The sequence below is a fragment of the Enterobacter cloacae complex sp. P13B genome (genome assembly GCF_014895915.1).
GTDB classification, from domain to species: domain Bacteria; phylum Pseudomonadota; class Gammaproteobacteria; order Enterobacterales; family Enterobacteriaceae; genus Enterobacter; species Enterobacter bugandensis.
In genome coordinates, this window is record NZ_JADBQN010000024.1 from 152560 (window position 1) to 179310 (window position 26751).

General features: G+C 56.4%; 26 protein-coding genes and 1 other annotated feature. Of the genes, 8 read left to right on the plus strand and 18 right to left on the minus strand.

Translation table 11 applies throughout. The features are described from left to right. The first annotated feature begins 245 nt into the window (after positions 1-245). Entirely contained in the window at positions 246-812 is a 567-nt protein-coding gene (satP, locus tag IM273_RS12250; RefSeq protein ID WP_041911269.1) for an acetate uptake transporter, read from the plus strand. Here satP and IM273_RS12255 read toward each other — a convergent pair. The 3 genes from IM273_RS12255 to tal all read right to left on the minus strand — a co-directional run bounded on the left by IM273_RS12255 (position 789) and on the right by tal (position 3885). Beyond that, positions 789-2111 carry an MFS transporter gene (locus IM273_RS12255; RefSeq protein ID WP_193050410.1) on the minus strand — a complete coding sequence of 441 codons (1323 nt, stop codon included), beginning with the start codon at positions 2109-2111 and terminating at the stop codon, positions 789-791. The two genes, satP and IM273_RS12255, sit on opposite strands and share 24 nt — an antisense overlap. A gap of 122 nt (positions 2112-2233) precedes the next feature. After that, a complete protein-coding gene (gene mog / locus IM273_RS12260; protein WP_041911271.1) occupies positions 2234-2821 on the minus strand; it encodes a molybdopterin adenylyltransferase in 588 nt (195 codons plus the stop codon). A 110-nt stretch (positions 2822-2931) separates the two neighbouring features. Further along, on the minus strand, positions 2932-3885 hold the full coding sequence (gene tal / locus IM273_RS12265) for a transaldolase (RefSeq protein WP_003856481.1): 954 nt from the start codon (positions 3883-3885) through the stop codon (positions 2932-2934). 262 nt (positions 3886-4147) lie between these two features. Between tal and IM273_RS12270 the strand changes: the two genes are divergently transcribed. Both IM273_RS12270 and yaaA read left to right on the plus strand, forming a co-directional pair. After that, a complete protein-coding gene (locus IM273_RS12270; RefSeq protein ID WP_193050408.1) occupies positions 4148-5578 on the plus strand; it encodes a sodium:alanine symporter family protein in 1431 nt (476 codons plus the stop codon). A gap of 66 nt (positions 5579-5644) precedes the next feature. Further along, complete coding sequence (gene yaaA / locus IM273_RS12275; protein WP_045259426.1) at positions 5645-6418, plus strand: peroxide stress protein YaaA; 774 nt, start codon at positions 5645-5647, stop codon at positions 6416-6418. 32 nt (positions 6419-6450) lie between these two features. On the opposite strand, the gene IM273_RS12280 is transcribed toward yaaA, so the two are convergent. The 7 genes from IM273_RS12280 to yjjY form a co-directional block, all read right to left on the minus strand. Next, the gene (locus IM273_RS12280) at positions 6451-6744 is read right to left on the minus strand and encodes a DUF2502 domain-containing protein (RefSeq protein WP_045259425.1); all 294 of its coding nucleotides are present in this window, start codon (positions 6742-6744) and stop codon (positions 6451-6453) included. Between the two features lie 247 nt (positions 6745-6991). Then, entirely contained in the window at positions 6992-8278 is a 1287-nt protein-coding gene (gene thrC, locus IM273_RS12285) for a threonine synthase (RefSeq protein ID WP_045631128.1), read from the minus strand. Positions 8279-8281: 3 nt separating this feature from the next. Continuing rightward, entirely contained in the window at positions 8282-9211 is a 930-nt protein-coding gene (gene thrB / locus IM273_RS12290) for a homoserine kinase (RefSeq protein WP_041911275.1), read from the minus strand. 1 nt (position 9212) lies between these two features. Then, complete coding sequence (gene thrA / locus IM273_RS12295) at positions 9213-11675, minus strand: bifunctional aspartate kinase/homoserine dehydrogenase I (RefSeq protein ID WP_193050406.1); 2463 nt, start codon at positions 11673-11675, stop codon at positions 9213-9215. A gap of 24 nt (positions 11676-11699) precedes the next feature. Continuing rightward, positions 11700-11817 (minus strand) — a sequence feature (Thr leader region). Continuing rightward, positions 11756-11824 (minus strand): thr operon leader peptide, encoded by a 69-nt coding sequence (gene thrL / locus IM273_RS12300; RefSeq protein WP_015572623.1) that lies wholly within the window; start codon positions 11822-11824, stop codon positions 11756-11758. It overlaps the preceding feature by 62 nt. A gap of 211 nt (positions 11825-12035) precedes the next feature. Next, complete coding sequence (locus IM273_RS12305; protein ID WP_059355609.1) at positions 12036-12722, minus strand: tRNA/rRNA methyltransferase; 687 nt, start codon at positions 12720-12722, stop codon at positions 12036-12038. Positions 12723-13121: 399 nt separating this feature from the next. Further along, on the minus strand, positions 13122-13262 hold the full coding sequence (yjjY, locus tag IM273_RS12310) for a protein YjjY (RefSeq protein ID WP_085928893.1): 141 nt from the start codon (positions 13260-13262) through the stop codon (positions 13122-13124). A 95-nt stretch (positions 13263-13357) separates the two neighbouring features. On the opposite strand from yjjY, the gene arcA reads away from it, so the two are divergent. After that, positions 13358-14074 (plus strand): two-component system response regulator ArcA, encoded by a 717-nt coding sequence (gene arcA / locus IM273_RS12315; protein ID WP_003856501.1) that lies wholly within the window; start codon positions 13358-13360, stop codon positions 14072-14074. Between the two features lie 45 nt (positions 14075-14119). Here the strand turns inward: arcA and creD are convergent, their stop codons facing one another. From creD to creA, 4 genes are read right to left on the minus strand one after another with little or no spacing between them, the layout of a single operon-like run. Further along, entirely contained in the window at positions 14120-15472 is a 1353-nt protein-coding gene (creD, locus tag IM273_RS12320; protein ID WP_028015453.1) for a cell envelope integrity protein CreD, read from the minus strand. A 56-nt stretch (positions 15473-15528) separates the two neighbouring features. Beyond that, complete coding sequence (creC, locus tag IM273_RS12325) at positions 15529-16953, minus strand: two-component system sensor histidine kinase CreC (RefSeq protein WP_028015452.1); 1425 nt, start codon at positions 16951-16953, stop codon at positions 15529-15531. Continuing rightward, a complete protein-coding gene (creB, locus tag IM273_RS12330) occupies positions 16953-17642 on the minus strand; it encodes a two-component system response regulator CreB (RefSeq protein ID WP_028015451.1) in 690 nt (229 codons plus the stop codon). The genes creC and creB overlap by 1 nt, the downstream gene beginning before the upstream one ends. A 14-nt stretch (positions 17643-17656) precedes the next feature. Continuing rightward, positions 17657-18127: a protein CreA gene (creA, locus tag IM273_RS12335; protein ID WP_014882476.1), complete on the minus strand. Its 471-nt coding sequence runs from the start codon at positions 18125-18127 to the stop codon at positions 17657-17659. 211 nt (positions 18128-18338) lie between these two features. Between creA and robA the strand changes: the two genes are divergently transcribed. Beyond that, positions 18339-19208, plus strand: a complete 870-nt coding sequence (robA, locus tag IM273_RS12340; protein WP_028015450.1) for an MDR efflux pump AcrAB transcriptional activator RobA — start codon at positions 18339-18341, stop codon at positions 19206-19208. Here robA and gpmB read toward each other — a convergent pair. After that, a complete protein-coding gene (gene gpmB / locus IM273_RS12345) occupies positions 19205-19852 on the minus strand; it encodes a 2,3-diphosphoglycerate-dependent phosphoglycerate mutase GpmB (RefSeq protein WP_008502057.1) in 648 nt (215 codons plus the stop codon). The two genes, robA and gpmB, sit on opposite strands and share 4 nt — an antisense overlap. A gap of 50 nt (positions 19853-19902) precedes the next feature. On the opposite strand from gpmB, the gene yjjX reads away from it, so the two are divergent. Continuing rightward, positions 19903-20418, plus strand: a complete 516-nt coding sequence (yjjX, locus tag IM273_RS12350; RefSeq protein ID WP_041911281.1) for an inosine/xanthosine triphosphatase — start codon at positions 19903-19905, stop codon at positions 20416-20418. On the opposite strand, the gene trpR is transcribed toward yjjX, so the two are convergent. Continuing rightward, positions 20409-20738: a trp operon repressor gene (trpR, locus tag IM273_RS12355; protein WP_024907404.1), complete on the minus strand. Its 330-nt coding sequence runs from the start codon at positions 20736-20738 to the stop codon at positions 20409-20411. The two genes, yjjX and trpR, sit on opposite strands and share 10 nt — an antisense overlap. Before the next feature lie 55 nt (positions 20739-20793). Then, entirely contained in the window at positions 20794-22731 is a 1938-nt protein-coding gene (gene sltY / locus IM273_RS12360; protein WP_048960647.1) for a murein transglycosylase, read from the minus strand. Between the two features lie 227 nt (positions 22732-22958). On the opposite strand from sltY, the gene ettA reads away from it, so the two are divergent. After that, a complete protein-coding gene (ettA, locus tag IM273_RS12365; RefSeq protein ID WP_003856515.1) occupies positions 22959-24626 on the plus strand; it encodes an energy-dependent translational throttle protein EttA in 1668 nt (555 codons plus the stop codon). Between the two features lie 63 nt (positions 24627-24689). Here ettA and IM273_RS12370 read toward each other — a convergent pair whose 3' ends face one another. Then, complete coding sequence (locus IM273_RS12370; protein ID WP_192971588.1) at positions 24690-25589, minus strand: LysR family transcriptional regulator; 900 nt, start codon at positions 25587-25589, stop codon at positions 24690-24692. A gap of 108 nt (positions 25590-25697) precedes the next feature. Here IM273_RS12370 and IM273_RS12375 point away from each other — a divergent pair, with 108 nt between their 5' ends. After that, positions 25698-26699 (plus strand): zinc-binding alcohol dehydrogenase family protein, encoded by a 1002-nt coding sequence (locus IM273_RS12375; RefSeq protein WP_049137695.1) that lies wholly within the window; start codon positions 25698-25700, stop codon positions 26697-26699. The last annotated feature ends 52 nt before the right edge of the window (positions 26700-26751 follow it).

Genomic DNA, 26751 nt, shown 5'->3' on the forward strand with positions numbered 1-26751 from the left:
AGGGCAGAACGTGCTTTTTCAACTGCCCAGATTTGATTTTTTTCAGGTCCACACACTGCGGTTGACTACAAGATGGGGTCGCGACGGCATCCATCAAGGGGCAAGCATAAAAAAAATTTTAATTTCACCCTGATGAGATCATAGACGGCGTCGATGCCGCCCATTATGATGCCGCGCCCCGTCAGGGAGTATTGACGCGGGTTTAACCATTTCACCATTTTAATGATGATTTTTTTTGAGGACTTATGGGCAACACTAAGTTGGCTAATCCGGCTCCGCTGGGCCTGATGGGTTTTGGCATGACCACCATTCTGCTGAACCTGCACAACATCGGGATGTTCCCGATGGACGGCGTAATCCTGGCGATGGGCATTTTTTACGGCGGTATCGCGCAAATCTTCGCGGGCCTGCTGGAATATAAGAAAGGCAACACCTTCGGCTTAACCGCCTTCACCTCTTACGGCTCGTTCTGGCTGACCCTGGTCGCCATCCTGCTGATGCCTAAAATGGGCCTGGCAGACGCGGCAAACGCCCACTTCCTGGGCGTCTATCTGGGCCTGTGGGGCGTCTTTACCCTGTTCATGTTCTTCGGCACCCTGAAAGGCAACCGCGCGCTGCAGTTCGTCTTCCTGAGCCTGACCGTACTGTTCGCCCTGCTGGCAATTGGCCACCTGGCGGATAACGAAGGCATCGTTCACGTAGCAGGCTGGATTGGCCTGGTGTGCGGCGCAAGCGCTATCTACCTGGCAATGGGTGAAGTGCTGAACGAACAGTTTGACCGCACCATTTTACCTATTGGTGAAAAACACTGATCCCTCTGTCGTGCCCGCCTCGCGGGCACGATATTCCCCCGCCTGCCGAAGCCAAACGCCTAATCCCAGCCCCATCAGCGAGAGCGCGAGTACATACCAGGCAGGCGCCATCGGCGACACCCCCATCATGACCGTGACCACTATCGGCGTCAGCCCGCCGAAAATGGCATACGCGACGTTATAAGAGAACGATATCCCGGTGAAACGCACCTCCGGCGGAAAAGCGCGCACCATGACGTAAGGCACTGCCCCCACGACGCCCACGCACAGTCCGACCACGCCGTACAGCAGGAACAGCTGTTCAGGATGGCTGCCCGCAAGATGGTAGAACGCCCAGCTCGACGCGGCCAGCAGCAGGCTGCCGACAATAAAGGTCAGGCTGGCACCGAAACGATCCGCCGCTAGTCCGGCGGCCAGACAGCCAAAGCAGAGCATAATTGTCGCAATACTGTTTGCCTGTAAGGTCACGGCAGGGGCGAAACCGTACTGTTTCTGCAGCCACACCGGCGACATCAAAATCACCACCACGATGCCCGCCGACAGCAGCCAGGTGAGCAGCATCGACACCACCACCGCTTTTTTATGACGCACCACAACGGCTTTGGCCGGCAACTCCTGCGCCAGCGCTTTACGCTGCTGCATTTCGAGGAAAATCGGCGTCTCCTGCAGCCAGCGGCGCAGGTACATTGCCACCAGGCCAAACGCCCCGCCCAGCAGGAACGGAACACGCCAGCCCCAGTCGTGCACGGCCTGCTGCGTCATGCTGGTGTTGACTATCGTCGCCACTACCGACCCCAACAGGATCCCGACGGTCAGCCCCGCCGTTAACGTTCCGCAGGCGATCCCGATGCGGCGGGCAGGAACATGCTCCGCCACAAACACCCAGGCCCCCGGCACTTCCCCGCCGATGGCCGCGCCCTGAAGAATGCGCATCAGCAGCAGCAATAGCGGGGCGAGAATGCCCATGGAGGCATAGGTGGGCAGCAGGCCGATGGCCAGCGTCGGCACCGCCATCAGCAGGATGCTCAGGGTAAACATCTTCTTACGCCCGACAAGATCGCCAAAGTGAGCCATGACGATGCCGCCCAGCGGACGTGCCAGATACCCGGCAGCAAAGATGCCGAAGGTTTGCACCTGACGCAGCCATTCCGGAATATCCGCCGGGAAGAAGAGCGCCCCCACCACGGCGGCGAAGAAGACAAAGATGATGAAGTCGTAAAACTCCAGCGCGCCACCTAAGGCGGCGAGCGTAAGCGTTTTGTAGTCCTGTCGATTCAGAGGTCGGGTGTTATGTGACATAGCGAACCATTGTGCATGTGTTGTGGATTATTTTTTACAGCAATCGTAAAGAAAAAATTACTATATCGTAAATCCATTTACACGCTACTGCGGCTGGCGCTAATGTCACATTTTAGTAAATTTCAGGAGATTGTCTCGCGGCGTGCGCTTTTAGGACGAAATGCTGCTACCACTTTGTCGTCAGTTTCCACGTACGGCCCGTCAAGCAGCTGTATACAATACGGTACACTTGCAAATATACCGTGCACGATGACGCTACCGTCCTCGGCTTTTAATCCTTCCAGCGTCTCTTTGATCGACTTTGGCTGCCCCGGCAGGTTCAGTATCAGCGCCTGTTTGCGGATCACCCCCACCTGGCGGGAAAGGATTGCCGTCGGGACAAAGTGTAGGCTGATCTGGCGCATCTGTTCGCCGAAGCCCGGCATTTCACGGTCGGCGATAGCCAGCGTCGCGTCCGGCGTCACGTCACGACGCGCGGGGCCGGTTCCGCCCGTGGTGAGCACAAGATGACAGCTCATCTCATCCACCAGCTCACACAGGGTCTGCTCAATAATCGGCTGTTCGTCGGGGATAAGGCGAGTCTGGATCTCAAACGGGGTGGTCAGCGCGCTTGCCAGCCACTCTTCCAGAGCGGGGATGCCTTTATCCTGGTAAACGCCGCTGGAGGCGCGGTCAGAAATCGACACTAAGCCGATGCGTAAGGTATTCATATTCATTCCATTCAAAAAGAACTGATTAAAGGGAATGATACACGCAGAGGGAAAATTCAGACAGAGGACAGAAGAAGACGCGTGACCGGGAGCCCGGTCACGCAGAATGATTACAGCAAGTCGCCGATCATTTTTTCCAGTTTTTCCTGGTCGATAGCAAACTTGCGGATACCGTCCGCCAGTTTGTCTACAGCCATTGGATCCTGGTTGTGCTGCCACAGGAACTCGGATTCGGTGATGCGCTCCGGGCGCGCCTTCACTTCGCCGGTATAAGACAGCTTACGCTCGATAGCACCTTCGCTTTCTGCCAGCTCTTTCAGCAGCGCAGGGGCGATGGTCAGACGGTCACAGCCAGCCAGCTCAATGATTTCGCCCACGTTACGGAAGCTTGCACCCATAACCACGGTCTCATAGCCATGCTGTTTGTAGTATTCGTAGATTTCAGTCACGGAAATCACGCCTGGATCTTCAGACGCTGCGTACTCTTTCTTGTCGGTGTTGGCTTTGTACCAGTCCAGAATACGGCCCACGAACGGAGAAATCAGGTACACGCCTGCTTCCGCACATGCACGCGCCTGCGCGAAGGAGAACAGCAGGGTCAGGTTACAGTTGATGCCTTCTTTTTCCAGCTGCTCGGCAGCGCGAATGCCCTGCCAGGTCGACGCCAGTTTGATCAGGATACGGTCGTTGCTGATGCCCGCATCGTTGTACAGTTTGATCAGGCGTTTTGCTTTCGCGATTGACGCTTCGGTGTCGTAGGAGAGACGTGCATCCACTTCGGTAGAGATACGGCCCGGAACCAGCTTCAGGATTTCCAGACCGATGTTCACTGCCAGTTTATCGGTAGCATCCACAACCTGCTGCGCACGGTCATTGCTCTGTGCTTTCGCCCAGGTCACAGCCTCGTCAATCAGTTTGCGATACTCAGGGATCTGTGCGGCGTTAAGGATCAGAGAAGGGTTAGTTGTGGCATCCTGCGGCTGGTACAGCTTCATTGCCGCGATATCTCCGGTGTCAGCTACGACAGTGGTGAACTGACGAAGGGAGGTCAATTTATCCGTCATGATAGTGTTTCTCTTTTAACGTGCCCTGGATAATTCACGCTACCGACAGCATGCCTGCAGCGGAAAAATGACAGGTTTACTTGTTAGGGGGATGTAACCGGTCTGCCCTGATGATAACACGACGGAGGGGTAGCGCAACCGCAGACAGTGCGCTTAGGCAGAGTATGATAAACTCAAAATATTAACAGGCTGCTAAGCAACAGCATGCCCAATCAGTGGTAGCGCTTACATATTCACGTTGGCATCAACAAGAGGGACGTTAATGCCTGATTTCCTTTTCTTTATTAACGAAGTCCTCTGGGGTTCGATAATGATCTACCTGCTTCTGGGAGCAGGTATCTGGTTTACGCTACGCAGTGGGTTTATCCAGTTTCGCTATATTCGCAAGTTTGGCAGAAGTCTGAAAAACAGCGTCACGCCCCAGCCGGGCGGATTAACATCGTTTCAGGCGCTGTGTACCAGCCTGGCTGCCCGCCTCGGTAGCGGAAACCTGGCGGGCGTTGCGCTGGCCATCAGCGCCGGTGGGCCAGGCGCGGTGTTCTGGATGTGGGTCACGGCGCTTCTCGGAATGGCTACCTCTTTTGCCGAAAGTTCGCTGGCGCAACTCTACAAAGAGAAAGACAGAAACGGGCAGTTTCGCGGCGGTCCGGCCTGGTATATGGCGCGTGGCTTAGGAATGCGCTGGATGGGCGTTCTGTTCTCGCTTTTTTTACTGCTCGCGTACGGTCTTATTTTTAATACCGTGCAGTCAAACTCCGTCGCCCATGCCCTGCGCTATACCTTCTCCTGCCCGGAGTGGATCACCGGCATCGGTTTAGCCCTCTTTGTTTTGCTCACCATTTCTGCCGGCCTGAAAGGCGTTGCCCGCATGATGCAGTGGCTGGTTCCCATCATGGCGCTGCTCTGGGTTGCCGCGAGCCTGGTCGTCGCTGGGCTGCATGCCGACCAGGTTCCGGGCGTGATTGCGACCATCTTTAAAAGCGCCTTTGGCTGGCGTGAGGTGGCGTCAGGCGCGCTGGGTTACACCCTGAGCCAGGCGCTGATGGCAGGTTTTCAGCGAGGCATGTTCTCCAATGAAGCCGGGATGGGCTCTACTCCCAACGCCGCCGCGGCCGCCTCTTCCTGGCCGCCGCACCCGGCAGCGCAGGGTATCGTGCAGATGATAGGCGTGTTTATGGATACCGTTATTATCTGTTCCGCCAGCGCCATGATCCTCCTGCTGGCCGGTCCTGTGGCGCATGACTCGGATATCGACGGAATACAGCTTCTTCAGCAGGCGCTGGTGAACCTGACCGGCGGCTGGGGTTCGGGATTTGTCTCGCTCATTCTGATGCTGTTCGCCTTCAGTTCGATTGTGGTGAATTACCTGTATGCCGAAAATAACCTTATCTTCCTGAAATACGACTCTCGTCCGGCCATCCTCCTGCTTCGCCTGGGCGTAGTACTGATGGTGATCGCGGGCTCCCTTCTGAATATGCCGCTGGTCTGGCAGCTGGCGGATGTCATTATGGCGCTAATGGCAATCACTAACCTGACGGCGATCCTGCTGCTCTCGCCCGTTGTGAACCTTATTGCCAGGGATTATCTTCGCCAGCGCAAGCTGGGCGTTCCCCCGGTATTTGATGCCGCACGCTATCCCGAAATTCAGTCACAGCTTGCCCCCGGCACCTGGGATGATTTGCCCCGGCAATAACAGCTATCGATCAATTCAGGGCGATTTTTTGTTAAAGTCGCTCTAAATTTCCTGCAAGGACTGGATATGCTGATTCTGATTTCACCTGCAAAAACGCTCGACTACCAGAGCCCGCTCGCCACCGAGCGTTATACCCAGCCAGAACTGCTGGACTATTCGCAACAGCTGATCCGCGAAGCGCGCAAGCTCTCTGCGCCGCAAATCGCCTCGCTGATGAGCATCAGCGACAAGCTGGCAGACCTGAACGCGACCCGGTTCCACGAGTGGCACCCGGATTTCACCCCCGCCAACGCGCGCCAGGCGATACTGGCGTTTAAGGGCGATGTTTACACCGGCCTGCAGGCGGAAGATTTTAGCGAAGCCGACTTTGATTTTGCCCAGCAGCATCTACGCATGCTGTCGGGCCTGTATGGCGTACTGCGCCCGCTGGATCTGATGCAGCCATATCGTCTGGAGATGGGGATTCGCCTGGAAAACGCCAAAGGCAAAGACCTTTACCATTTCTGGGGCGACATCATCACCGACAAGCTGAACGCGGCGCTGCATGCTCAGGGTGATAACGTGGTGGTTAACCTGGCATCCGATGAGTACTACAAGTCGGTGAAGCCGAAAAAGCTGAACGCGGAGATCGTTAAGCCGGTCTTCCTTGATGAGAAGAACGGCAAGTTCAAGGTCATCAGCTTCTATGCGAAAAAAGCGCGTGGCCTGATGAGCCGATACATCATTCAGAACCGCCTGACGAAGCCGGAGCAGTTAATGGGATTCAACACCGACGGCTATTTCTTTGACGAGGCGTCGTCAGGGAAAGGTGAGCTGGTATTTAAGCGCCACGAGCAGTAAAACTAAACCCCGCCATCTGGCGGGGTTTTGCGTTAATGGTGCTTCCAGTCCGGGCCCGGACGGTGCTCGTCGTGATGATGGTCGTGTCGGTCATCACGATCGCGATGCTCGTCATGCGGACGCCAATGGTTATCGCGCCAGTCATAATGCGCCTTCCACCAGTCGTGGTCGCGCCAGCGGCCGCCATCCCAGTAATGCCCGCTATTGTCCCGATCGCCAATCTGCAGTTTTACCGCAGGTACGAGAGTAATTTCAGATGCCTGTACCGCCATGGGGGCGACCAGCACCAGAGAAAGCGCAATGAGTGCAGGTTTTAGTGTAGACACAGGTGACTCCTTATTCTTCTTGCCCAACGTGGGCCGATGTAAGGAGAGTACGCGAGGGGAACGGTGGATGTTATTCTCTGCAATCCTAAACGCTAAGTGACCGCATTTATTGGGAATTTCTGCTTTTTTCCTGCAATTTCTCTCCTTAATTTCTTCATAAAAAAGCCGGGTGGCGCTGCGCTTACCCGGCCTACGGTCATCTCGTCGTTGTAGGCCCGGTAAGGCGTAGCGCCACCGGGCAACAAAATCACGCGCGCGTCATCATCAGATTCCGCAGTGCCGCAAAATCCGCCGGCAGCTCATGAGACAGCAGCGGCAGGTCGGCGCGCTCGGCCAGCTCTTTTGGCAGCGGCAGCGTTTCGCCCAGAATATCTTCCACGCTCTCTTTGAACTTCGCCGGATGCGCGGTGCCCAGGAACAGGCCATATTCACCCGGGTTAAGCTGGTCGCGCAGCGCGCGGTAAGCAATTGCCGCGTGCGGCTCAGAGGTGTAGCCCACCGCTTTCAGCTCGCGCATGGTGGCTTTGGTGGTTTCGTCCGTCACCGCAGCGTAGCCCAGGTCACCCAGACGCCACACCTTGCGGCGGAACAGCTCTTCCACGCGCGGCCAGTTGTTCGGCTGCGACACGTCCATGGCATTGGAGAGCGTCGCCTGCGTAGCGTTAGGCGCCCATTTGCCGTCTTTCAGGAAGCGTGGCACGGTATCGTTGGCGTTGGTGGCAGCGATAAAGCGTTTCACCGGCAGACCGAGAGATTTCGCCAGCAGCCCCGCCGTCAGGTCGCCGAAGTTGCCGCTTGGTACGGAAACTACCAGCTGATTGCGCGCTTCCTGCGGCAGCTGAGCCACCGCTTCGAAGTAGTAGCAGATCTGCGCCAGCAGGCGGCTGATGTTGATGGAGTTCGCCGAGTTCAGCCCCAGCGCGGCCTTCAGCTCTTCATCATCGAACGCTTGCTTGACCAGCGCCTGGCAGGCATCGAAATCGCCGTCGATCGCCACGGTTTCAATGTTGCCGCCGAGGGTGCAGAACAGTTTTTCCTGCAACGGGCTGATCTTGCCTTTCGGATAGAGGATCACCACGCGGACGTTTTTCAGGCCGTAGAACGCGTGAGCGACCGCCGCGCCGGTATCCCCCGAGGTCGCGGTCAGGATGGTCACCGGCTTGTCGCCGCTGATGTGGGTCAGCATCTGCGCCATAAAGCGGCCGCCGAAGTCTTTAAACGCCAGGGTCGGGCCGTGGAACAGCTCCAGACAACCGACGTCAGGCTCCACCTGCTTAACCGGGGCCGGGAAAGCAAACGCCGCGCGCACGCGCTCTTCCAGCAGCTCCTGCGGGATTTCGTCGCCAATAAACGCAGACAGAATTTTGGTGCTGCGGGTGACAAAGTCCTGCTTCAGCAGCTCATCGATTTCGGTCAGCTGAAATTCCGGCAGGTCGTGCGGGAAAAACAGCCCCTGATTTTTGCCCAGCCCCTGAGTCACCGCCTGCGCGAAGCTGACCTGCTCGTTATGATCTTTAAGGTTGTAGAGTTTCATTCGTTATCCCAGTACTCGTGCGCCAGCCGTGTCCAGACGGCAAATATGAACAAAGCCTTCCTGATTTTGCAGGTAGTGTTTAGAGAGCCAGTCCGCCACGCGCTGCGCGGTGTCTGGCTTATCGCACAGGGCGAACAGCGTCGGGCCGGAGCCGGAGATGCCGCACGCCTGCGCGCCGATATCCATTGAAGCCTGTCGCGCCTCGTTAAAGCCGGGTAGCAGCTTCGTACGGTACGGCTCGGCAATGACGTCTTTCATCAGCTTCGCCGCCAGCTGCGGCTGGCGGGTGTAGCAGGCGTGAATAAAGCCCGCCAGGTGACGCCCGTGGGCGATACAGTCCTGGCGACGATACTGCGCAGGCAGGATCGCACGCGCTTCCGCGGTAGAGACCTTGATGCCCGGATAAGCCAGCACCCACAGCCACTCATCAAACCCTGGCACCTGCTGGCTGATGATGCCATTTTCTTCAATCATCAGCTGCATGCCGCCGAGGAAGCACGGCGCCACGTTATCGTAATGAATACTGCCGGAGATGCGCCCTTCCAGCTCGCCCATCAGCGCCAGCAGACGGCTATTGTTCAGCGGCTTGCCGCAGTGCTCGTTCATCGCCACCAGGGCGGCGACTACCGAACACGCGCTGGAGCCCAGACCCGAACCAATCGGCATGCTTTTTTCCAGCGTCATGGCGACCGGCACGTTTTTGCCGATCTCCTGACAGAAGCGCTCCCAGCACTGATAAACGATATTCTCGCGTGGTTCAGGCGGCAGCTTGCTGGCGAAACGGCCGACGTTATTCAGGCTGAAGCTTTCTGCCGCCTCAACCGTTACCGTATCGCCCAGCAGCGAACCGTCCACCGGCGTCACCGCCGCACCCAGCACGTCAAATCCGACGCTCATATTGGCGCTGGAAGCCGGGGCATATACTTTAACCATCTTAAACTCCTAACTTCCATGACAGGGTACGCAGCAGGTCGGCAAACACGCCCGCCGCCGTCACATCATTCCCTGCGCCATAGCCGCGAAGCACCAGCGGCAATGGCTGATAATAGTGGCTGTAAAACGCGAGGGCGTTTTCGCCGTTTTTGACTTTATAAAGCGGGTCGTTACCATCCACTTCGGCAATCTTCACCCGGCATACGCCGTCCTCTTCAATGTTGCCAACATAGCGCAATACCTTACCTTCATCACGGGCTTTCGCAACGCGTGCGGCAAAGGCATCGTCAAGCTGAGGTAAATTCGCCATAAAGGTGCTGACATCGCCGCTGGTGTCAAACTCGGCTGGCAGCACCGGCTCAATCACGATATCCGAAAGCTCCAGCTCGCGGCCCGTTTCGCGCACCAGGATCAGCAGCTTGCGCGCCACGTCCATCCCGGAGAGATCGTCGCGCGGATCTGGCTCGGTGTAGCCCAGCTCGCGCGCGGCACGGGTGGCTTCCGACAGGCTCATCCCTTCATCCAGCTTGCCGAAGATAAACGACAGGGAGCCGGAAAGGATGCCGGAGAAGCGCTGCAATTCGTCGCCCGCGTTCAGCAGGTTTTGCAAGTTCTCAATGACCGGCAGGCCGGCGCCGACATTGGTGTCGTACAGGAACTTGCGGCGCGACTTGCTCGCCGCCAGGCGAAGCTGGTGATAGTAATCCATCGACGAGGTATTGGCCTTTTTGTTCGGCGTCACCACGTGGAAGCCTTCGCGCAGGAAGTCGGCGTACTGGTCGGCCACCGCCTGGTTCGAGGTACAGTCAACGATAACCGGGTTAAGCAGGTGATACTCTTTCACCAGACGGATCAGGCGCCCCAGGTTGAACGGCTCTTTCGCCTCTTCCAGCTCCGCCTGCCAGTTCTCCAGGTTCAGACCGTGAACGTTAGTAAGCAGCGCTTTCGAGTTCGCAATTCCGCAGACGCGCAGATCGATGTGCTTTTTCTTAAGCCACTCCTGCTGGCGCTTCACCTGCTCCAGCAGCGCACCGCCGACGCCGCCCACGCCAATCAGGAATAGCTCGATAACCTGATCGGTGTTGAACAGCATCTGGTGAACCACGCGCACGCCGGTAGTGGCGTCATCGTTATCCACCACCACGGAGATTGAACGCTCGGACGAGCCCTGGGCAATTGCCACGATGTTGATATTGGCCCGCGCCAGCGCGGCAAAGAATTTGGCGGAGATACCGCGCAGCGTGCGCATACCGTCGCCAACCACGGAAATCACCGCCAGGCGCTCCTGAATGGAGAGCGGCTCCAGCAGTTCCTCTTTCAACTCCAGATAGAACTCTTCTTCCAGCGCGCGGCGGGCGCGCAGACAGTCGACCTGAGGCACGCAGAAGCTGATGCTGTATTCGGAAGAGGACTGGGTGATCAGCACCACCGAGATACCGTTGCGTGACATGGCCGCAAAAACGCGCGCCGCCATGCCGACCATCCCCTTCATCCCCGGACCGGAGACGCTGAACATTGCCATATTATTCAGGTTGGAAATGCCTTTCACCGGCAGACCATCTTCATCGCTGCTGGCACCAATCAACGTGCCTGGCGCCTGCGGGTTACCGGTGTTTTTAATCAGGCATGGGATCTGGAACTGGGCAATGGGGGAGATGGTACGCGGGTGAAGCACTTTGGCGCCGAAGTAGGAAAGCTCCATCGCTTCCTGGTAGGACATCGACTTCAGCAGCCTGGCGTCCGGCACCTGGCGCGGATCGCAGGTATAGACGCCGTCGACGTCAGTCCAGATCTCACAGCTGTCTGCGCGTAAACAGGCGGCCAGCACGGCGGCAGAGTAGTCGGAGCCGTTACGGCCCAGCACCACCAGTTCACCCTTCTCGTTCCCGGCGGTAAAGCCCGCCATCAGGATCATGTGGTCAGAGGGGATTTTGCTCGCGGCAATACGGCGGGTTGATTCGGCAATATCAACGGTAGATTCGAGGTAGTGGCCCGCTGCCAGCAATTTCTCAACCGGATTGATCACGGTAACGTTGTGGCCGCGCGCTTCCAGCACGCCCGCCATGATGGCGATGGAGAGTTTTTCGCCCCGGCAGATCAGCGCCGCGTTGACGCTGTCCGGGCACTGGCCCAGCAGGCTGATGCCGTGCAGCACATGCTTGATCTGAGCAAACTCCTGCTCAACGAAGGACTTCAGCTGCGCGAGCGGGAAACCAGGCTGTGCCTCTGCCAGCCCCTGCAGCAGCTCGGCGAAGATACGCTCGGCATCGCTGATGTTCGGGAGTGCATCCTGGCCACCGATGGTCTTTTCAATCATCGCCACCAGATGGTTTGTGATTTTTGCCGGGGCAGAGAGCACGGTCGCAACCTGCCCCTGCCTGGCGTTGCTCTCCAGGATATCGGCAACACGCAGAAAACGTTCTGCATTTGCCACTGATGTACCGCCGAACTTCAACACTCGCATGGTTCTACCTCGTTTCCTTTAGCCGAAAAAAAAGCCCGCACTGTTCAGGTGCGGGCTTTTTTCTGTTTTTCCTGTACGCGTCAGCCCGCATCGTTACCTGTGGTAATGATGATGGTTGTGGTAATGGTGGTGATGCTGATGCGTTTCATGGATGTTGTGTACTCTGTCATTATTATCTGTCTGTGCTGTATTCTTTTAGGGTTAAAGGATCGGGCACCTTAAGTCAATGAATTTTTAATTTGATCACAATTCCGCGGACGTTCACGTCACGCTGCGTGACGTTTTATTTTCATCCGAATCCCCCAGCCGCAACCCTCCACGACAGACCATTTCGCCATAGTAAAAACTTATGACAGCATTTTACTCGGCCAATTTTTTTTCAATATCGTGCAGCAAACGGTGCAACATGGCGGTGTCCCGCTGTTCAAGACGTCCAAGGCGCTGCTGTAGCCAGTCGGCCATTTTTTGATCGTCCGCAACGCCAAGGCTCGATAAAAGACGCTCTACGCGAGCACGAAGCGCGGCCAGCTGATTTTCATTGGCGGCTTCTGTCTGGGATTGAGGGATTTGCATTAGGGAAGCTAATTGATAGCAATAGACCATTACCGCCTGGCCTAAATTCAGGGAAGGATAATCGGCTACCATCGGCGCACCGGTGAGAACGTCCGCCAGCTCAAGCTCTTCGTTGGTGAGCCCGGAATCTTCACGACCAAATACCAGCGCGGCTTTCTCAAGCCACTGGCTTTTCTCTTCCAGCATGGGCACCAGTTCAGCAGGCGTGGCGTAGTAGTGGAACTTCGCCCGGCTGCGTGCTGTGGTGGCAACGGTAAATGAAATGTCATGCAGCGCGTCGGCAAGCGTAGCGTAAGTCGTTATATTATCGAGAATATCCCCCGAACCGTGCGCCACCCAGCGGGCGGCAGGCTCCAGGTGCGCAGTGCTGTCCACAATACGTAAATCGGTAAAACCCATGGTCTTCATGGCACGCGCCGCAGCGCCTATATTTTCGGCCCTGGCTGGAGCGACCAGTACAATCGACAGATGCATTTATGCTCTCTTTTTAATCAGTTAGCGGAGAAAAGTGTGATGCACTTCAACATATTACGCAGCACGAATTTACAAATTTGCAACTCAAATCACCGAAATAGCGTTTCATAACAAATTAAAGGCGCTAAACTATTTTGTGTCTGAACAATCAGTTAGAATGTTAACAGAAGCCTATTATCCCTATGTTTTATAATGATAATGGCAACGTGAATACCCTGTTCTGATTGGATTCGCTTTGTTTATAAATCAATCTCCGCAACTAGTTGGTTTATTGAAAAATTGTGATAAAGGCTAGCATTCGGCTACGATGATTTCATCAAACTGTTAACGTGCTACAATTGAACTTGATATATGTCAACGAAGCGTAGTTTTATTGGGTGTCTGGTGTCACTTAGCCTGTTATGTTGCTGTTAAAATGGTTAGGATGACAGCCGTTTTTGACACTGTCGGGTCCAAAGGGAAAGTACCCAAGACCAAGCTAATGATGTTGTTGACGTTGATGGAAAGTGCATCAAGAACGCAATTACGTACTTTAGTCACGTTAAGCCGATCATGTTAATTTGCGACATGTATCAGGCAGGTCAGGGACTTTTGTACTTCCTGTTTCGATTTAGTTGGCAATTTAGGTAGCAAACATGCAGACCCCGCACATTCTTATCGTTGAAGACGAGTTGGTAACACGCAACACGTTAAAGAGCATTTTCGAAGCAGAAGGCTACGATGTCTTTGAAGCGACCGATGGCGCAGAGATGCATCAGATCCTTTCTGAAAATGATATCAACCTGGTGATCATGGATATCAACCTGCCGGGCAAAAACGGTCTTCTGCTGGCGCGCGAACTGCGTGAACAGGCGAACGTCGCGTTAATGTTCCTGACGGGCCGTGATAACGAAGTTGATAAAATTCTTGGCCTGGAGATCGGTGCGGATGACTACATCACCAAACCGTTCAACCCTCGCGAGTTAACCATTCGTGCACGCAACCTGCTGTCCCGCACCATGAACCTGGGCACGGTCAGCGAAGAGCGTCGTAGCGTCGACAGCTACAAATTCAACGGCTGGGAACTTGATATCAATAGCCGTTCGCTGATTAGCCCGAACGGTGAGCAGTATAAGCTGCCGCGCAGCGAATTCCGCGCGATGCTGCACTTCTGCGAAAATCCGGGCAAAATTCAGTCCCGTGCAGAACTGCTGAAGAAAATGACCGGTCGTGAGCTGAAGCCTCATGACCGTACCGTAGACGTGACCATCCGTCGTATTCGTAAGCATTTCGAATCGACGCCTGATACGCCGGAAATCATCGCCACCATCCACGGCGAAGGGTACCGTTTCTGCGGTGATCTGCAGGAATAATCCCGCAGTTAACGCATGAAAAACGGCGCATTTGCGCCGTTTTTTTTATTTCCAGATCCGCATTGTGTCGTTATCAGGCTCTGCGGGCGGCGCAGGTCGCTTCGGCTGTGAAAGCGAATACCAGTCGAAATGACGAGTCAGGTACATGACGGCGAACAGCGCCAGCGCGAGAACCGCAGACCCCAACAGCAGTGCACTATCCTCCGAGCGCAGCAGGAACCACATCACCACGTCCAGCCCCAGCAAGGCCAGCACAAACAGTCCGCTGCGCTTCCAGCTTTTCAGCACGGCCTGCAGGTACATTCCGTTCATTGCCGCACCAACCAAACTTGCAACTATCCAGGCTGGCGTAAACCCGACATGTTCTGATAGCGCCAACAGCACCAGATAGAACAGCACCAGCGACAGCCCCACCAGCAGATACTGCATCGGATGCAGGCGCAGCCCGGTTAAGGTCTCGAAAACAAAGAAGGCCATAAACGTCAGCGCAATCAGCAAAATGGCGTACTTGATCGCCCGATCAGTCAGTTGATACTGATCGGCGGGCGTGGCTACCGTAACGCTGAAGGCGGGGATTGACTCCCATGACGGCGACTCGCTTCCGTTGAACCAGCTCTCAAGATTGTTCGCAAACCAGCTGCTCTGCCAGTTCGCCTGAAAACCGGCGTCACCAATTTTATGCTTCACCGGCAGATAATTACCCATAAAGCCAGGATGCGGCCAGTTGCTGTTCAGCGCCATTTCACTGCTACGTCCTACAGGTACCACGGCAAAACTTCCTGTTCCCGTCAGATTCAGCGAAATATCCATAGCAAACGTTTTTAATTCCAGCGCTTTGTCAGTCAGCGGGATATGGATACCGGGAAGCGCGCCATACACGCCTGTACCCGGCTCCACACTTAGCGTCTCGCCGTTGATACTGGAGACTTTCACCGTGCCAATGCCTCGAGCATCGCCCACGCCAACAACGATAAACGGCTGCCCCAGGGTCATCGACTCCCCTTTCAGCTGCGTCATTTTTTCCGTGTTGAATCGGGCTTTTATGTTGAGGTCGGTATTCCAGATCTGTCCGTCATAGATGCCGATATTTCGCGACTCAACGCGCTGGTTACCCTCAACGCGCAGAGACTCCGGCAGGATAAAATGCATATAGCTTTTCTTGTACTCGACCTTTTTCTCATCCTCTAACTTGTAAAAAACCTCGGTTACCGGGATCGCAATCAGCGGGCCGACCAATTTTTGCGGCCCGCTGGTGCTCTGGCGAAGCGTATTTTCGACATCGTTGCGGTAGCTTTCACGCTCTGAAATGAGGTTACTCACCATAAACAGTGGGACTAACAACAGCAGGATGCACCCCAGCAGGGTGCTTACTTTCCAGAACAGGGGGGATTTCATCATTACGTCTCCTTTGTGATGTGGAGAGCGTAACCAGGCTGTGTGGGGCCAGTTTGAAGTTATGTGAAGGGACGGTGAAGTGTCAGCGTGGCTATCACGCCACCTTCATCACGATTACGCAATGTAATCTCTCCGTGGTGCAGACGCGCCACCTCCTGAACAAACGCCAGCCCGAGTCCGCTACTTTTCAACCCGTTCTCGCGCGGCAGGGAATAAAAGCGCTCAAAAATACGCTCCAGCGCATAATCCGGGATCCCGCTTCCGCTGTCGGTGACGATCAGCCGTATCTGCCCCTGCTCTTCCTGGGCCGCCAGTTCAATGGCACCGCCCTGTGGGGTAAAATCGATAGCATTATCCAGTAAATTACCGAGCGCCTGTTCGAGCAGGTCGGGATCGCCTTCAACAAGAAGCGAAGCGGGCTGGAGGGTCAGCGCAATCTTTTTTGCCGCCAATAGCGCCGAACGCGCGTCGGCAAGCCGTGTAAACAGCAGGTCGACGCGGACGGCCTGGGGCGTAATCTCGACCCGATTTTCAAGCCGCGCCTGAGTCAGCAGTTTTTCAACCAGCGACTGCATACGCGCGTTTTGCACCAGAATATTATCGATAAACCGCGCGGCCACCTGCGGCGGCGGCTGCTCGGTGAGAATTTCTGCCGCGCCGCGTATGGCGGCTATTGGGCTTTTCAGCTCGTGGGTCAGCGCATGGACATAATGTTCAATGTAGTTTTTCCCCTCAAGGCGAATACGCATATTTTCCAGCGCCTGAGCCAGCTTGTGCAGTTCGCTACTGCCTGGATTAGGCAGCGGGAGAGGCGTATCAGTGGTCACCGAGTCGGCATAGCGCGATAACGTACTGATGGAACGATTGATCCACCAGGCGACGAGAAAACCGATCAGTAAAGCAATGCCAAGCAGCGCCCCGCCAGCCCACAATATCCGTCGCTCGCTGCGGTGAATCACCGGTGCCATCGCGCTGTTCGGTTTCCCCACCGACAGCACGCCGATTATCTTGCCCTGCTCCACAACCGGTGCGGCAACATACATCACCGTGCTCTCCGGATCGTCGGGATGGCTCTGGGTACTGCGCGCGCCGTATTGGCCGCGAAGCGTCAGCCAGACATCGTTCCAGCGAGAGTAATCTTGCCCCACGGCCAGGCCGGCAGAATCAAACACGACGCGGCCCTGCGCATCGGTCATGTAGACGTGATACTCGTTGCGCACCTTATGAATGCCGCCGATATTGGCGCGGAAAGGCCGCTGATGGAGCTGTAAAAAGGCCTGCGCCAGTCTGCCCTGCTGCGCATTGCCCGAAAGAAGATCCTCACGCCCAACTTCGGCGAGCAAGGTCGCGGTATCGATCAACGTGCCCTCGGTTGCCCTGCGCACGCCGGGCTTCACTTCCTGAACAAAGATCGACAGCACAAACCATGCGGCGATGGCGACGATCAGGAAGTACCCCAGCAGCAAACGCATTCCGATGCGCATTAAAAAAGCCCCAGGCTATAGCCCATACCGCGATGGGTGCTGATGGGTGACAGTTCCTCATTCACTGCCCGCAGCTTGGCGCGCAGGGTCTTGATGTGAGTGTCCACGGTACGATCGTAACTGTCGCCGTCTTCGCCCCACACCTTGTCCATTAACTGTTGACGAGAGAAAACCCGTCCCGGAGCCTGTAGTAACGTTTTAAGCAGCAAAAACTCATAGCGCGTGAGCGGTAATGCTTCACCGCACCAGCTAATTCGCGCGGCAGCTTCGTTCAGCTCAAACTGTCCGATACGCACCGTCTCCGCTGGGGCGGCGGATTTTTGCATCCGCCGTAAAATGGTCCTTACCCGGGCGCACACCTCACGCGGGGAGAAAGGCTTGGCGACGTAGTCGTCTGCGCCCATTTCCAGGCCGAGGAGTTTATCCACTTCGTCACTGCGTGCCGTCAGAAACAGCACGGGCAGTGACGGATGCTGCGCCAGAAGCTGGCGGCAGAGCTCAAAGCCGCTGATGTCCGGCAGCCCGACGTCAAGAATGGCGAGCGCCGGAGCCTGCTGGCGCGCCGCCTCCAGCACCGGTAAACCGCGCTCAAACGCTTTTACTGCAAATCCTTCCTGCTGAAGCATGTAGATAAGCGTATCGGCGATACTGGTTTCGTCTTCAACCAGCCAGACTACAGGTTGTTGCATGGTTCATCCCTGAATTAATGCCACGGCATAATCGGCACCGCACTAATGGCGTTTTTCGGTGACCCTTCCACCACTTTATCGGAATACGCAAGGTAGGCCAGGGTGTTGCGTTTTGCATCATAGAAACGCACCACCTGCAGCTTTTTAAACACCAGCGAGGTCCGTTTCTGGAACACCACATCGCCCTGCGCTTTGCCGTTTTTGATTTTATCGCTCAGCTCAACCGGTCCCACCTGCTGACAGGAGATCGCCGCATCGGAAGTGTCTTCCGCCAGCCCCAGGCCGCCTTTAATACCGCCCGTCTTCGCGCGGCTGACGTAGCAGGTGACGTTTTTCACGTCCGGATCGTCAAACGCCTCCACCACAATTTTGTGGTCCGGACCGAACATTTTGAACACGGTATCGACAGAACCAATCTGTTCCGCCTGCGCCGCACGGCCCGCTACCAGCAACAGGGCAGTAAGAAGCAAAGTCTTGTATTTCATATTGTTACCATTCTTTAAAATTGCTTTGAGCGATTATTCAACACGTTAGTCAAAAATGTAGCAAGATCACAGGATTAGAATATATTCACCCAAAATGAGAGAGAAAAGGCATTAATGCGCAAAAAAAACACTGAATGCTAAAACATCAAAAAATGCTATTATCCGCTAACCTGTTATCAGGCACCTGCTGTTTTAAGGATGAGGATAGTATATGGATCAGGCTGGAATTATTCGCGACCTGCTCACCTGGCTGGAAGGTCATCTCGACCAGCCTTTGTCACTGGATAATGTGGCGGCTAAAGCGGGCTATTCCAAGTGGCATCTGCAAAGGATGTTCAAGGATGTCACCGGTCATGCTATCGGTGCCTATATTCGCGCACGTCGTTTATCGAAATCTGCGGTGGCTTTGCGCCTGACCGCGCGGCCAATTCTGGATATTGCCCTGCAGTACCGTTTTGATTCGCAGCAAACCTTCACCCGCGCCTTTAAAAAACAGTTCTCGTTGACGCCAGCGCTCTATCGCCGCTCGCCTGACTGGAGCTCGTTTGGCATGCGTCCGCCGCTGCGTCTGGGCGAGTTCGCGATGCCGAAATACGAAATGGTCACTCTGCCGGAAACCCATCTGATCGGTACAACCCAGAGCTACTCGTGCTCTCTGGAGCAGATTTCTGAGTTCCGCCATCAGATGCGCGTCCAGTTCTGGCGCGATTTCCTGAGCCATGCGCCGGCCATTCCGCCGATCCTGTATGGCCTCAACGAAACGCACCCAAGCCAGGAAAAAGACGACGAGCAGGAGGTGTTTTACACCACCGCGCTGACGCCGGAGCTGGCGAATGGCTACATTCAGGGTTCGAAGCCGGTCGTGCTGGAAGGCGGCGAGTACGTGATGTTCTCGTATGAAGGACTGGGTACGGGCGTCCAGGAGTTTATCCTGACCGTTTACGGGACCTGCATGCCAATGCTGAATCTGAATCGCCGTAAAGGTCAGGATATCGAGCGCTACTACCCGGCGCAGGATGCCAAACCGGAAGAAGGCCCAATCAATCTGCGTATGGAATTCTTGATTCCTGTCCGTCGTTAACGCTGCAGTTCATCAAGCGCAGGGGCATCGAGATGCGAAATGTCCCCTGCCATCTCCACGACCCAGCCCGACGCCAGCCACGCGCTTTCCTGATAATCAATCCGGGAAATGGAGCAGTTACGCAGGCGTAACCGACGCTCAGCGTAAGCCGGTAACCCCAGAATGGTGCTCACCAGGCAGCCGAGCGCGATACCATGACTCACCAGCAGCGGACGGCTGCCTGCCGGAAGCTTGAGGCATTCCGCCAGCGCGGCATGCATACGCACGCTCAGCTCCTGCATGGATTCCCCTTCAGGAATACGACCATCTTCGGTACCGTTCACCAGCGTGCGGCGCCAGCCCTCTTCCGTTTCCGTCAGCGTATCAATATGGCGCTTTTCCAGCACGCCCATATCCAGCTCACGCAGGCGCGGCTCAAGCATCACATCGCAGCCGCAGGCGTCGGCAATGATGCGCGCCGTCTGCTGTGTGCGACCTAAATCGCTGGTAATAACGTGGGTAATGCCCAGCGTTCTGGCGCGTTCCGCCACCTGCCACGCTTGCTGCACACCCTTCTCGGTGAGAGGACTGTCTGACTGGCCTTGAATACGTCGCTCGGCGTTCCACTGCGTTTCACCGTGGCGAACAAGGTATACCTGTAACATGCTTTTTTTCCGTTATACTGCGATGAGTTTTTTTTGAATCGAGCTTAATTATGCACCATGTTGTCTCTGCTACCACCAATCCTGCCAAAATTCAGGCAATTCTAAAGGCTTTTGAAGAGATTTTCGGCGAAGGATCCTGCCATATTGAGGCCATAGGCGTCGAGAGTGGCGTACCTGAACAGCCGTTTGGCAGCGAGGAAACGCGCGCTGGCGCACGAAATCGCGTGGCAAATGCAAAAGCCGCGGCCCCGAAGGCTGACTTCTGGGTCGCCATTGAAGCAGGTATCGACGAAGGCGCAACCTTTAGCTGGGTGGTGATTGAAAGCCGTGAGCAGCGCGGCGAAGCGCGCTCAGCCACCCTGCCGCTGCCGGAGATCATTCTGGAAAAAGTCCGTGCAGGTGAAGCGCTCGGGCCGGTGATGTCACAGTACACCGGCATTGATGAGATTGGGCGTAAAGAAGGGGCGATTGGCGTCTTTACGGCGGGTAAGCTCACGCGTTCAGGGGTTTACCATCAGGCGGTGATCCTGGCGCTGAGCCCGTTTCATAACGCCATTTATCGTTGATCGCTCAATAAGACTGACTCGAGCCACTGGCGCAGCTCAACCGGCGCAGACTTCAGGCTGTTCGATCCACGGGTGATCGTCGCGATGCCCGCGCCCAGCTCGTTTTTCAGCTCGCGCTGGCTCATCTCACCGCGCAATAGCTCTTCAATAATCCGCACGCGCGTGCCCAGCGCCTCACGCTCGTCCGGCGTAAGCATCAGCTGCATGAGAGGTAGGTGCAAATCCTGCTCGTAAGACTGGCGAAGCAGCTCCACAAAACGAAGCCACTCCTGGTGACGCTGTTCGGCCATTGCCGAGGAATACGGGGAATGCTGGGTCATGTTATGCTGCCTCTTGTACTCTTTAGCGAGTACAGCATAACACAACCCATGCCGATCAGTAACGTCTCTGCCACTCGGCATCGCTCATCAGGGTATCTTTCTGCCCCATGAAGTAGCGATAGTAGGCGTCATAAGCCAGCACGTTCTTCACGTAGCCGCGCGTTTCCGAGAACGGAATGCTCTCCACGAACGCCACTGCGTCAATGCGTCCTGCACTGTTGCCAAGCCAGGTGCGCACGCGGCCCGGACCGGCGTTATACGCCGCCGACGCGAAGATGCGGTTATTGCCAAACTGCTGATAGACATACTGCAAATAGCTGGTGCCGATGTTGATGTTGGTATCCGGATCGAGAAGCTGTGACGGGCTGCTGTAACCTGGAATGTTGAACATCTTCACCGTATGCGTCGCCGTCCCCGGCATAATTTGCATCAGCCCGCTGGCACCCACCGGTGAACGAACTTTCGGGTTCCATGCGCTCTCCTGACGGGCAATCGCCATGGCGTAGCTTTGCGGGATATCTTTGCCGCTGGTGTAGCGGTCAAACAGATCTTTATACGCCAGCGGGAAACGCTCTTCGAGATGGTCCCACAGCTTGCCTGAAATCGTCGCCTGCACGCTCAGATCCCACCAGCGATTATCAAACGCATAGCGGGCAAGCTGCGCTTTTTCATCCGTGGTGCGGCTGGTCACCAGGTTGGCCCACTCGCTGCGCGCGGTGTTATCCATGTTCCAGTACATCAGCTCGCGCACGCGCGCCATCTCTGGCCCCTGCGTCAGAGCGGGGTTCGCGTTAGCGGGCGCTTTGTCGATCTTAAGCGTGTACTCCTCGCCCAGCCGTTGCGCCGCCGCCATCGGGTAGAACCCACGCTGCTGCATCAGCGAGTGAAGAATCTCTTTGGCTTCGTCTTCACGACCGCGCTCCATCAGCAGATCGGCCTGCCAGTAGCGCCATTCGTCCTTCTCTTTGGCTTCCATCGGCAAACGCGCGAGCCAGGTGTTGAGGCCACGGCGGTCGCCGGTGCCCAGCGCCATGCGCACGCGGCGCTCGACAAGCGAGGTCGAGTTTGAGCGCATGATCGCATCGTCACGCCAGCGCGCCTGTTCGTCGGTCACGTCCGTGCCCATCAGTCGCCAGGCCACGATGTCGCGCAGCTCCTGGGTTTGATCTTCATTCAGCTGCTGCGCCTGCACCAGCTGCGGGATCATCAGCCGCGCGTTTTCGACATCGTCACGCGCCACGCTGGCAAAAGCTACCGCCGCCATCTGGCGGGTAAAATCGGTCGAGCCCGTGCTGCGGGCAAAGGTCAGGACGCTGTTCGGATCGTTTGCCAGCGCGATAACCGCCGAGGAGATCGTCTGGTAATCGGACGGCATCTGCCCTGCCAGCGCGGTCACCAGACGCGTGTTGCCGGCTTTCATCGCCAGGCGGATGCGCTCAAGGTAGGCCAGCGGATCCTGCTTGCCGGAAGCGCGCCATGCGCCGAACAGGGAATCACAGGCGTTCGGCTGGCTTTTGCCGGTCAGCCACAGATCTTTCGCCCCGGCCCAGGCCTCTTCCTGCTGCCCGGTCGCCCATTTCGCATAGTAGTAATTACACTGCGCTTCGGTGGTATTCGGCTTGTCAGGGCTAAACGCCAGCAGGCCGCGCCAGTCTTCACGCCGCGCCAGCTCATTCACAAAACGAGACTGGAGATTTCGGGCAGGCGGCAGGGTCGGGTTCGCCTGAATGAAATTATTCACGGTGACGGTCGGCTGGTTCATCAGATCGTCGGTAATCTGGCGATACTCCAGATACGGATACAGCGGATAATCCTTGAGCGTCGGCATCAGCGCCTGCACGGTATCCATCTGTTTGTTGTCCCACGCCTGTTTAATCTGGGCGTAGCGGTTACGTTGTTCATCCAGTGAATCGGCATGCACCGCCTGGCTTACCGCCATTACGCATACGCTGGCAGCCAGCAGACGCCAGACCACCCGTTTGGCTTTTTCCACAAGCTCTTCCTCATTGTTTTTTCGTCAATTGCAGCGTCTTGCCACGTCAAAGTCACAACAACTTATGCTAACCAGGCATCCAGCAACGCGCCACGTCATGGACACTTTTTTACCTTTCTTGCGCGTTTTAACACTCCCGACGTTCCTGGCTGGGATTAGGGCGTGAAAAAGGCTACACTTCGAGGCTGAAATTCCTTCTCATTTACGATAAAAGAGGCGAAGTCCACGTGGCTCAATTCGTTTATACCATGCATCGTGTCGGCAAAGTTGTCCCGCCGAAACGTCATATTCTTAAAAATATCTCGCTGAGCTTCTTCCCGGGCGCAAAAATTGGTGTGCTGGGTCTCAACGGTGCCGGTAAGTCCACCCTGCTGCGCATCATGGCCGGCATCGATACAGACATCGAAGGTGAAGCCCGTCCGCAGCCAGGCATCAAGATCGGCTACCTGCCGCAGGAACCTCAGCTGAACCCGGAACACACCGTACGTGAATCCGTTGAAGAAGCGGTATCCGAAGTGGTTAACGCGCTGAAAGGTCTGGATGAAGTGTATGCCAAATACGCCGAGCCGGATGCGGACTTCGACAAACTGGCCGCTCAGCAGGGCAAATATGAAGAGATCATCCAGGCGCACGACGGTCACAACCTGAACGTGCAGCTGGAGCGCGCGGCGGATGCCCTGCGTCTGCCGGACTGGGATGCGAAAATCGCGAATCTCTCCGGTGGTGAACGCCGCCGCGTGGCGCTGTGCCGCCTGCTGCTGGAAAAACCAGACATGCTGCTGCTCGACGAACCGACCAACCACCTGGATGCGGAATCCGTGGCGTGGCTGGAGCGCTTCCTGCACGACTTTGAAGGCACCGTTGTAGCAATTACCCACGACCGTTACTTCCTCGACAACGTCGCCGGCTGGATCCTGGAGCTGGACCGCGGTGAAGGTATTCCGTGGGAAGGCAACTACTCTTCCTGGCTGGAGCAGAAAGATCAGCGTCTGGCGCAGGAAGCGTCTCAGGAAGCGGCCCGTCGCAAGTCTATCGAGAAAGAGCTGGAGTGGGTGCGTCAGGGCGCGAAAGGCCGTCAGTCTAAGGGCAAAGCCCGTCTGGCACGCTTCGAAGAGCTGAACAACACCGAATACCAGAAACGTAACGAAACCAACGAACTGTTTATTCCACCTGGAGCACGTCTGGGGGATAAAGTGGTTGAAGTGACCAACCTGCGTAAGTCCTACGGTGACCGCGTGCTGATCGACGATCTGACCTTCTCCGTACCGAAAGGCGCTATCGTTGGCATCATCGGTCCGAACGGCGCGGGTAAATCGACCCTGTTCCGCATGATGTCCGGTCAGGAACAGCCAGACAGCGGCTCAATCACCCTGGGTGAAACCGTGAAGCTGGCCTCCGTAGACCAGTTCCGTGACGCGATGGATAACAGCAAAACCGTGTGGGAAGAAGTCTCCGGCGGTCTGGATATCATGCGTATCGGCAACACCGAGATGCCAAGCCGCGCCTACGTTGGCCGCTTTAACTTTAAGGGCACCGACCAGGGCAAACGCGTGGGCGAGCTGTCCGGCGGTGAGCGTGGTCGTCTGCACCTGGCGAAGCTGCTGCAGGTGGGCGGTAACGTTCTGTTGCTCGATGAACCGACCAACGACCTGGATATCGAAACCCTGCGCGCACTGGAAAACGCCCTGCTGGAATTCCCGGGCTGCGCCATGGTTATCTCGCACGACCGCTGGTTCCTGGACCGTATCGCGACCCACATCCTGGACTACCAGGACGAAGGTAAAGTGGAGTTCTTCGAAGGTAACTTCACCGAATACGAAGAGTATAAAAAACGCACGCTGGGCGCAGACGCGCTGGAGCCGAAGCGTATTAAGTACAAGCGTATTGCGAAATAAAAGCAAAACGGCAACCTCGGTTGCCGTTTTTTATTCAGGGTGAGGGCATCAGGCCGCACAACATCACCCACCCACGTAATACCGCTTCACCTCATCAAACTGCATCGCAAACTCGATATAGCTCATCAGCGCGGGCGAATTCAGCTTCCGGCTCGGATAGGCCAGCCAGAGATCGTTACCTTCAACGCGCCATTCCGGCAGCACCTGAACCAACGCCCCCTTTTCGATCTTATCTTCCAGCAGAAATGCGGGTAGCAGCGTGATCCCCGCCCCGGCAATCGCGCATTCGCGGGCGTACACCAGATTATCGGTCATGTGGCCATTGTCCGGCAGGTAGCGGTAATCCTCACCCTCGCTTCGCAGCAGCCACTCCGACCATGCCCGGTGCGTAATACAGCGGTGCTCCACCAGCTGTCGGGGATGGATTAACGGCTCCCGGCGTGCCAGATAATCCGCCGAGGCCAGCATGTAGCGCGGGCAGTGCCCGATCATTCTGCCTATCAGAGAGGAGTCCTGCGGCTTGCCGGTGCGCAGCGCCACGTCAAAACCGGACTCGACCAGGTCCACCACGTCGTCAGAGATCGATACATCGAGCGACACGTCAGGATAGCGAAGCTGAAACTCGGCATTCATATGCGCCAGCAGGGTCGCGCCAATCCCCGCCGGGCAGGTAATACGCAGCCGGCCGCTGGGGTTTTCACGCAGGCGCTGAATGGCATACTCCGCCCGCTCGCTGGCCGCCAGCATCTCGCGACAGTGCACCAGATAGTGCTCGCCCGCAAAGGTCAGGCTGATCCTGCGCGTGGTGCGATTAAGCAGACGGATCCCCACCTGCTGCTCCAGCTGGCTGATCCGCTGGCTGACGCTGGATTTCGGCAGTTCGGCTTTCTGCGCCGCCGCGGTAAAACTGCCCATCTCCGCCACCAGCGCAAACAGCGCCATATCCTGCAGCTGTTTAAACATGATTGTTCACCCTGTACGAACGCTGAGTTCATGATTGTCCATCTTATCATGCGGCTGGCCACTTAATAGACTAGCCTCAACAAAACGCATTCCATTGAGGAGCACACCATGTCAGTGAAAGCCATTGCCGTTAACCCAGAAAATCCGTCCACCTTCATTGAAATCACACCGCCAATGCCGACGCCTGGCGAACACGATCTGCTGGTAGAGGTGAAAGCCGTATCGATTAACCCGGTTGATACCAAAGTGCACGCAGGCATCGCCAAAAATGGGCTGAACGAGCCGCGAATTCTGGGGTGGGATGCCAGCGGGGTCGTCAAAGCCGCCGGAGCTGGCGTCACCGGTTTCAAACCAGGTGATGAGGTGTGGTACGCGGGCGACATCACCCGCCCGGGCAGCAATACCACTCATCAGCTGATAGATGCGCGCATTGTCGGCCACAAGCCTGCCAGCCTCGGCTGGGCGGCAGCCGCTGCGCTACCCTTAACTGCGCTCACCGCGTGGGAAGGTCTGTTTGAACGGCTGAACATTCAGGATGCCGAAGCGGACAAAACCCTGCTGATCATCGGCGGCGCAGGCGGCGTGGGATCGCTGGCGATCCCGTTTGCGAAGCACAACAGCAAGGTGAAGATTATCGCAACCGCTTCACGAGAAGATTCCGCCCAATGGTGCCGCGATCGCGGTGCTGACGTAGTGGTCAACTACCGCGATCTAAAAGGCGAGCTGGCGAAGCAGGGGCTTACCTTCGTGGATTATATTTTCATCCTCAACGACACCGACGGGCATTGGGATGCGGTCAGTGAACTGATTGCGCCGCAGGGGCATATTTGTTCCATCGTTGAGAATGAACATCCGCTGAACCAGGACAAGCTGAAGTCCAAATCCGCCGCCCTGCACTGGGAGTTTATGTACACCCGCAGCATGTACAAGACGGCTGATATGGCGCGTCAGGGTGAGATCTTAAATGAGGTGGCGAAGCTGGTGGATAACGGCGTGGTGGAAAGCTCGCTCAGCGAAACCCTGCACGGGCTGAGCGTGGAAAGCATTACCGAAGCGCACCGTAAGGTGCTGGAGGGGCATATGCGCGGGAAGGTGGTGGTTGAGTTCTGAGGTATTCCCCCCTCACCCCTGTACGGTCCGGAGACATAGTGAACACTTGTTC

Bases quoted from the DNA above. Each gene is read 5' to 3' on its own strand.
- satP (WP_041911269.1), top strand. From the start codon at position 246: ATGGGCAACACTAAGTTGGCTAATCCGGCTCCGCTGGGCCTGATGGGT.
- IM273_RS12255 (WP_193050410.1), bottom strand. From the start codon at position 2,111: ATGTCACATAACACCCGACCTCTGAATCGACAGGACTACAAAACGCTT.
- mog (WP_041911271.1), bottom strand. From the start codon at position 2,821: ATGAATACCTTACGCATCGGCTTAGTGTCGATTTCTGACCGCGCCTCC.
- tal (WP_003856481.1), bottom strand. From the start codon at position 3,885: ATGACGGATAAATTGACCTCCCTTCGTCAGTTCACCACTGTCGTAGCT.
- IM273_RS12270 (WP_193050408.1), top strand. From the start codon at position 4,148: ATGCCTGATTTCCTTTTCTTTATTAACGAAGTCCTCTGGGGTTCGATA.
- yaaA (WP_045259426.1), top strand. From the start codon at position 5,645: ATGCTGATTCTGATTTCACCTGCAAAAACGCTCGACTACCAGAGCCCG.
- thrC (WP_045631128.1), bottom strand. From the start codon at position 8,278: ATGAAACTCTACAACCTTAAAGATCATAACGAGCAGGTCAGCTTCGCG.
- thrB (WP_041911275.1), bottom strand. From the start codon at position 9,211: ATGGTTAAAGTATATGCCCCGGCTTCCAGCGCCAATATGAGCGTCGGA.
- thrA (WP_193050406.1), bottom strand. From the start codon at position 11,675: ATGCGAGTGTTGAAGTTCGGCGGTACATCAGTGGCAAATGCAGAACGT.
- IM273_RS12305 (WP_059355609.1), bottom strand. From the start codon at position 12,722: ATGCATCTGTCGATTGTACTGGTCGCTCCAGCCAGGGCCGAAAATATA.
- arcA (WP_003856501.1), top strand. From the start codon at position 13,358: ATGCAGACCCCGCACATTCTTATCGTTGAAGACGAGTTGGTAACACGC.
- creD (WP_028015453.1), bottom strand. From the start codon at position 15,472: ATGATGAAATCCCCCCTGTTCTGGAAAGTAAGCACCCTGCTGGGGTGC.
- creC (WP_028015452.1), bottom strand. From the start codon at position 16,953: ATGCGCATCGGAATGCGTTTGCTGCTGGGGTACTTCCTGATCGTCGCC.
- creB (WP_028015451.1), bottom strand. From the start codon at position 17,642: ATGCAACAACCTGTAGTCTGGCTGGTTGAAGACGAAACCAGTATCGCC.
- creA (WP_014882476.1), bottom strand. From the start codon at position 18,127: ATGAAATACAAGACTTTGCTTCTTACTGCCCTGTTGCTGGTAGCGGGC.
- robA (WP_028015450.1), top strand. From the start codon at position 18,339: ATGGATCAGGCTGGAATTATTCGCGACCTGCTCACCTGGCTGGAAGGT.
- gpmB (WP_008502057.1), bottom strand. From the start codon at position 19,852: ATGTTACAGGTATACCTTGTTCGCCACGGTGAAACGCAGTGGAACGCC.
- yjjX (WP_041911281.1), top strand. From the start codon at position 19,903: ATGCACCATGTTGTCTCTGCTACCACCAATCCTGCCAAAATTCAGGCA.
- trpR (WP_024907404.1), bottom strand. From the start codon at position 20,738: ATGACCCAGCATTCCCCGTATTCCTCGGCAATGGCCGAACAGCGTCAC.
- IM273_RS12370 (WP_192971588.1), bottom strand. From the start codon at position 25,589: ATGTTTAAACAGCTGCAGGATATGGCGCTGTTTGCGCTGGTGGCGGAG.
- IM273_RS12375 (WP_049137695.1), top strand. From the start codon at position 25,698: ATGTCAGTGAAAGCCATTGCCGTTAACCCAGAAAATCCGTCCACCTTC.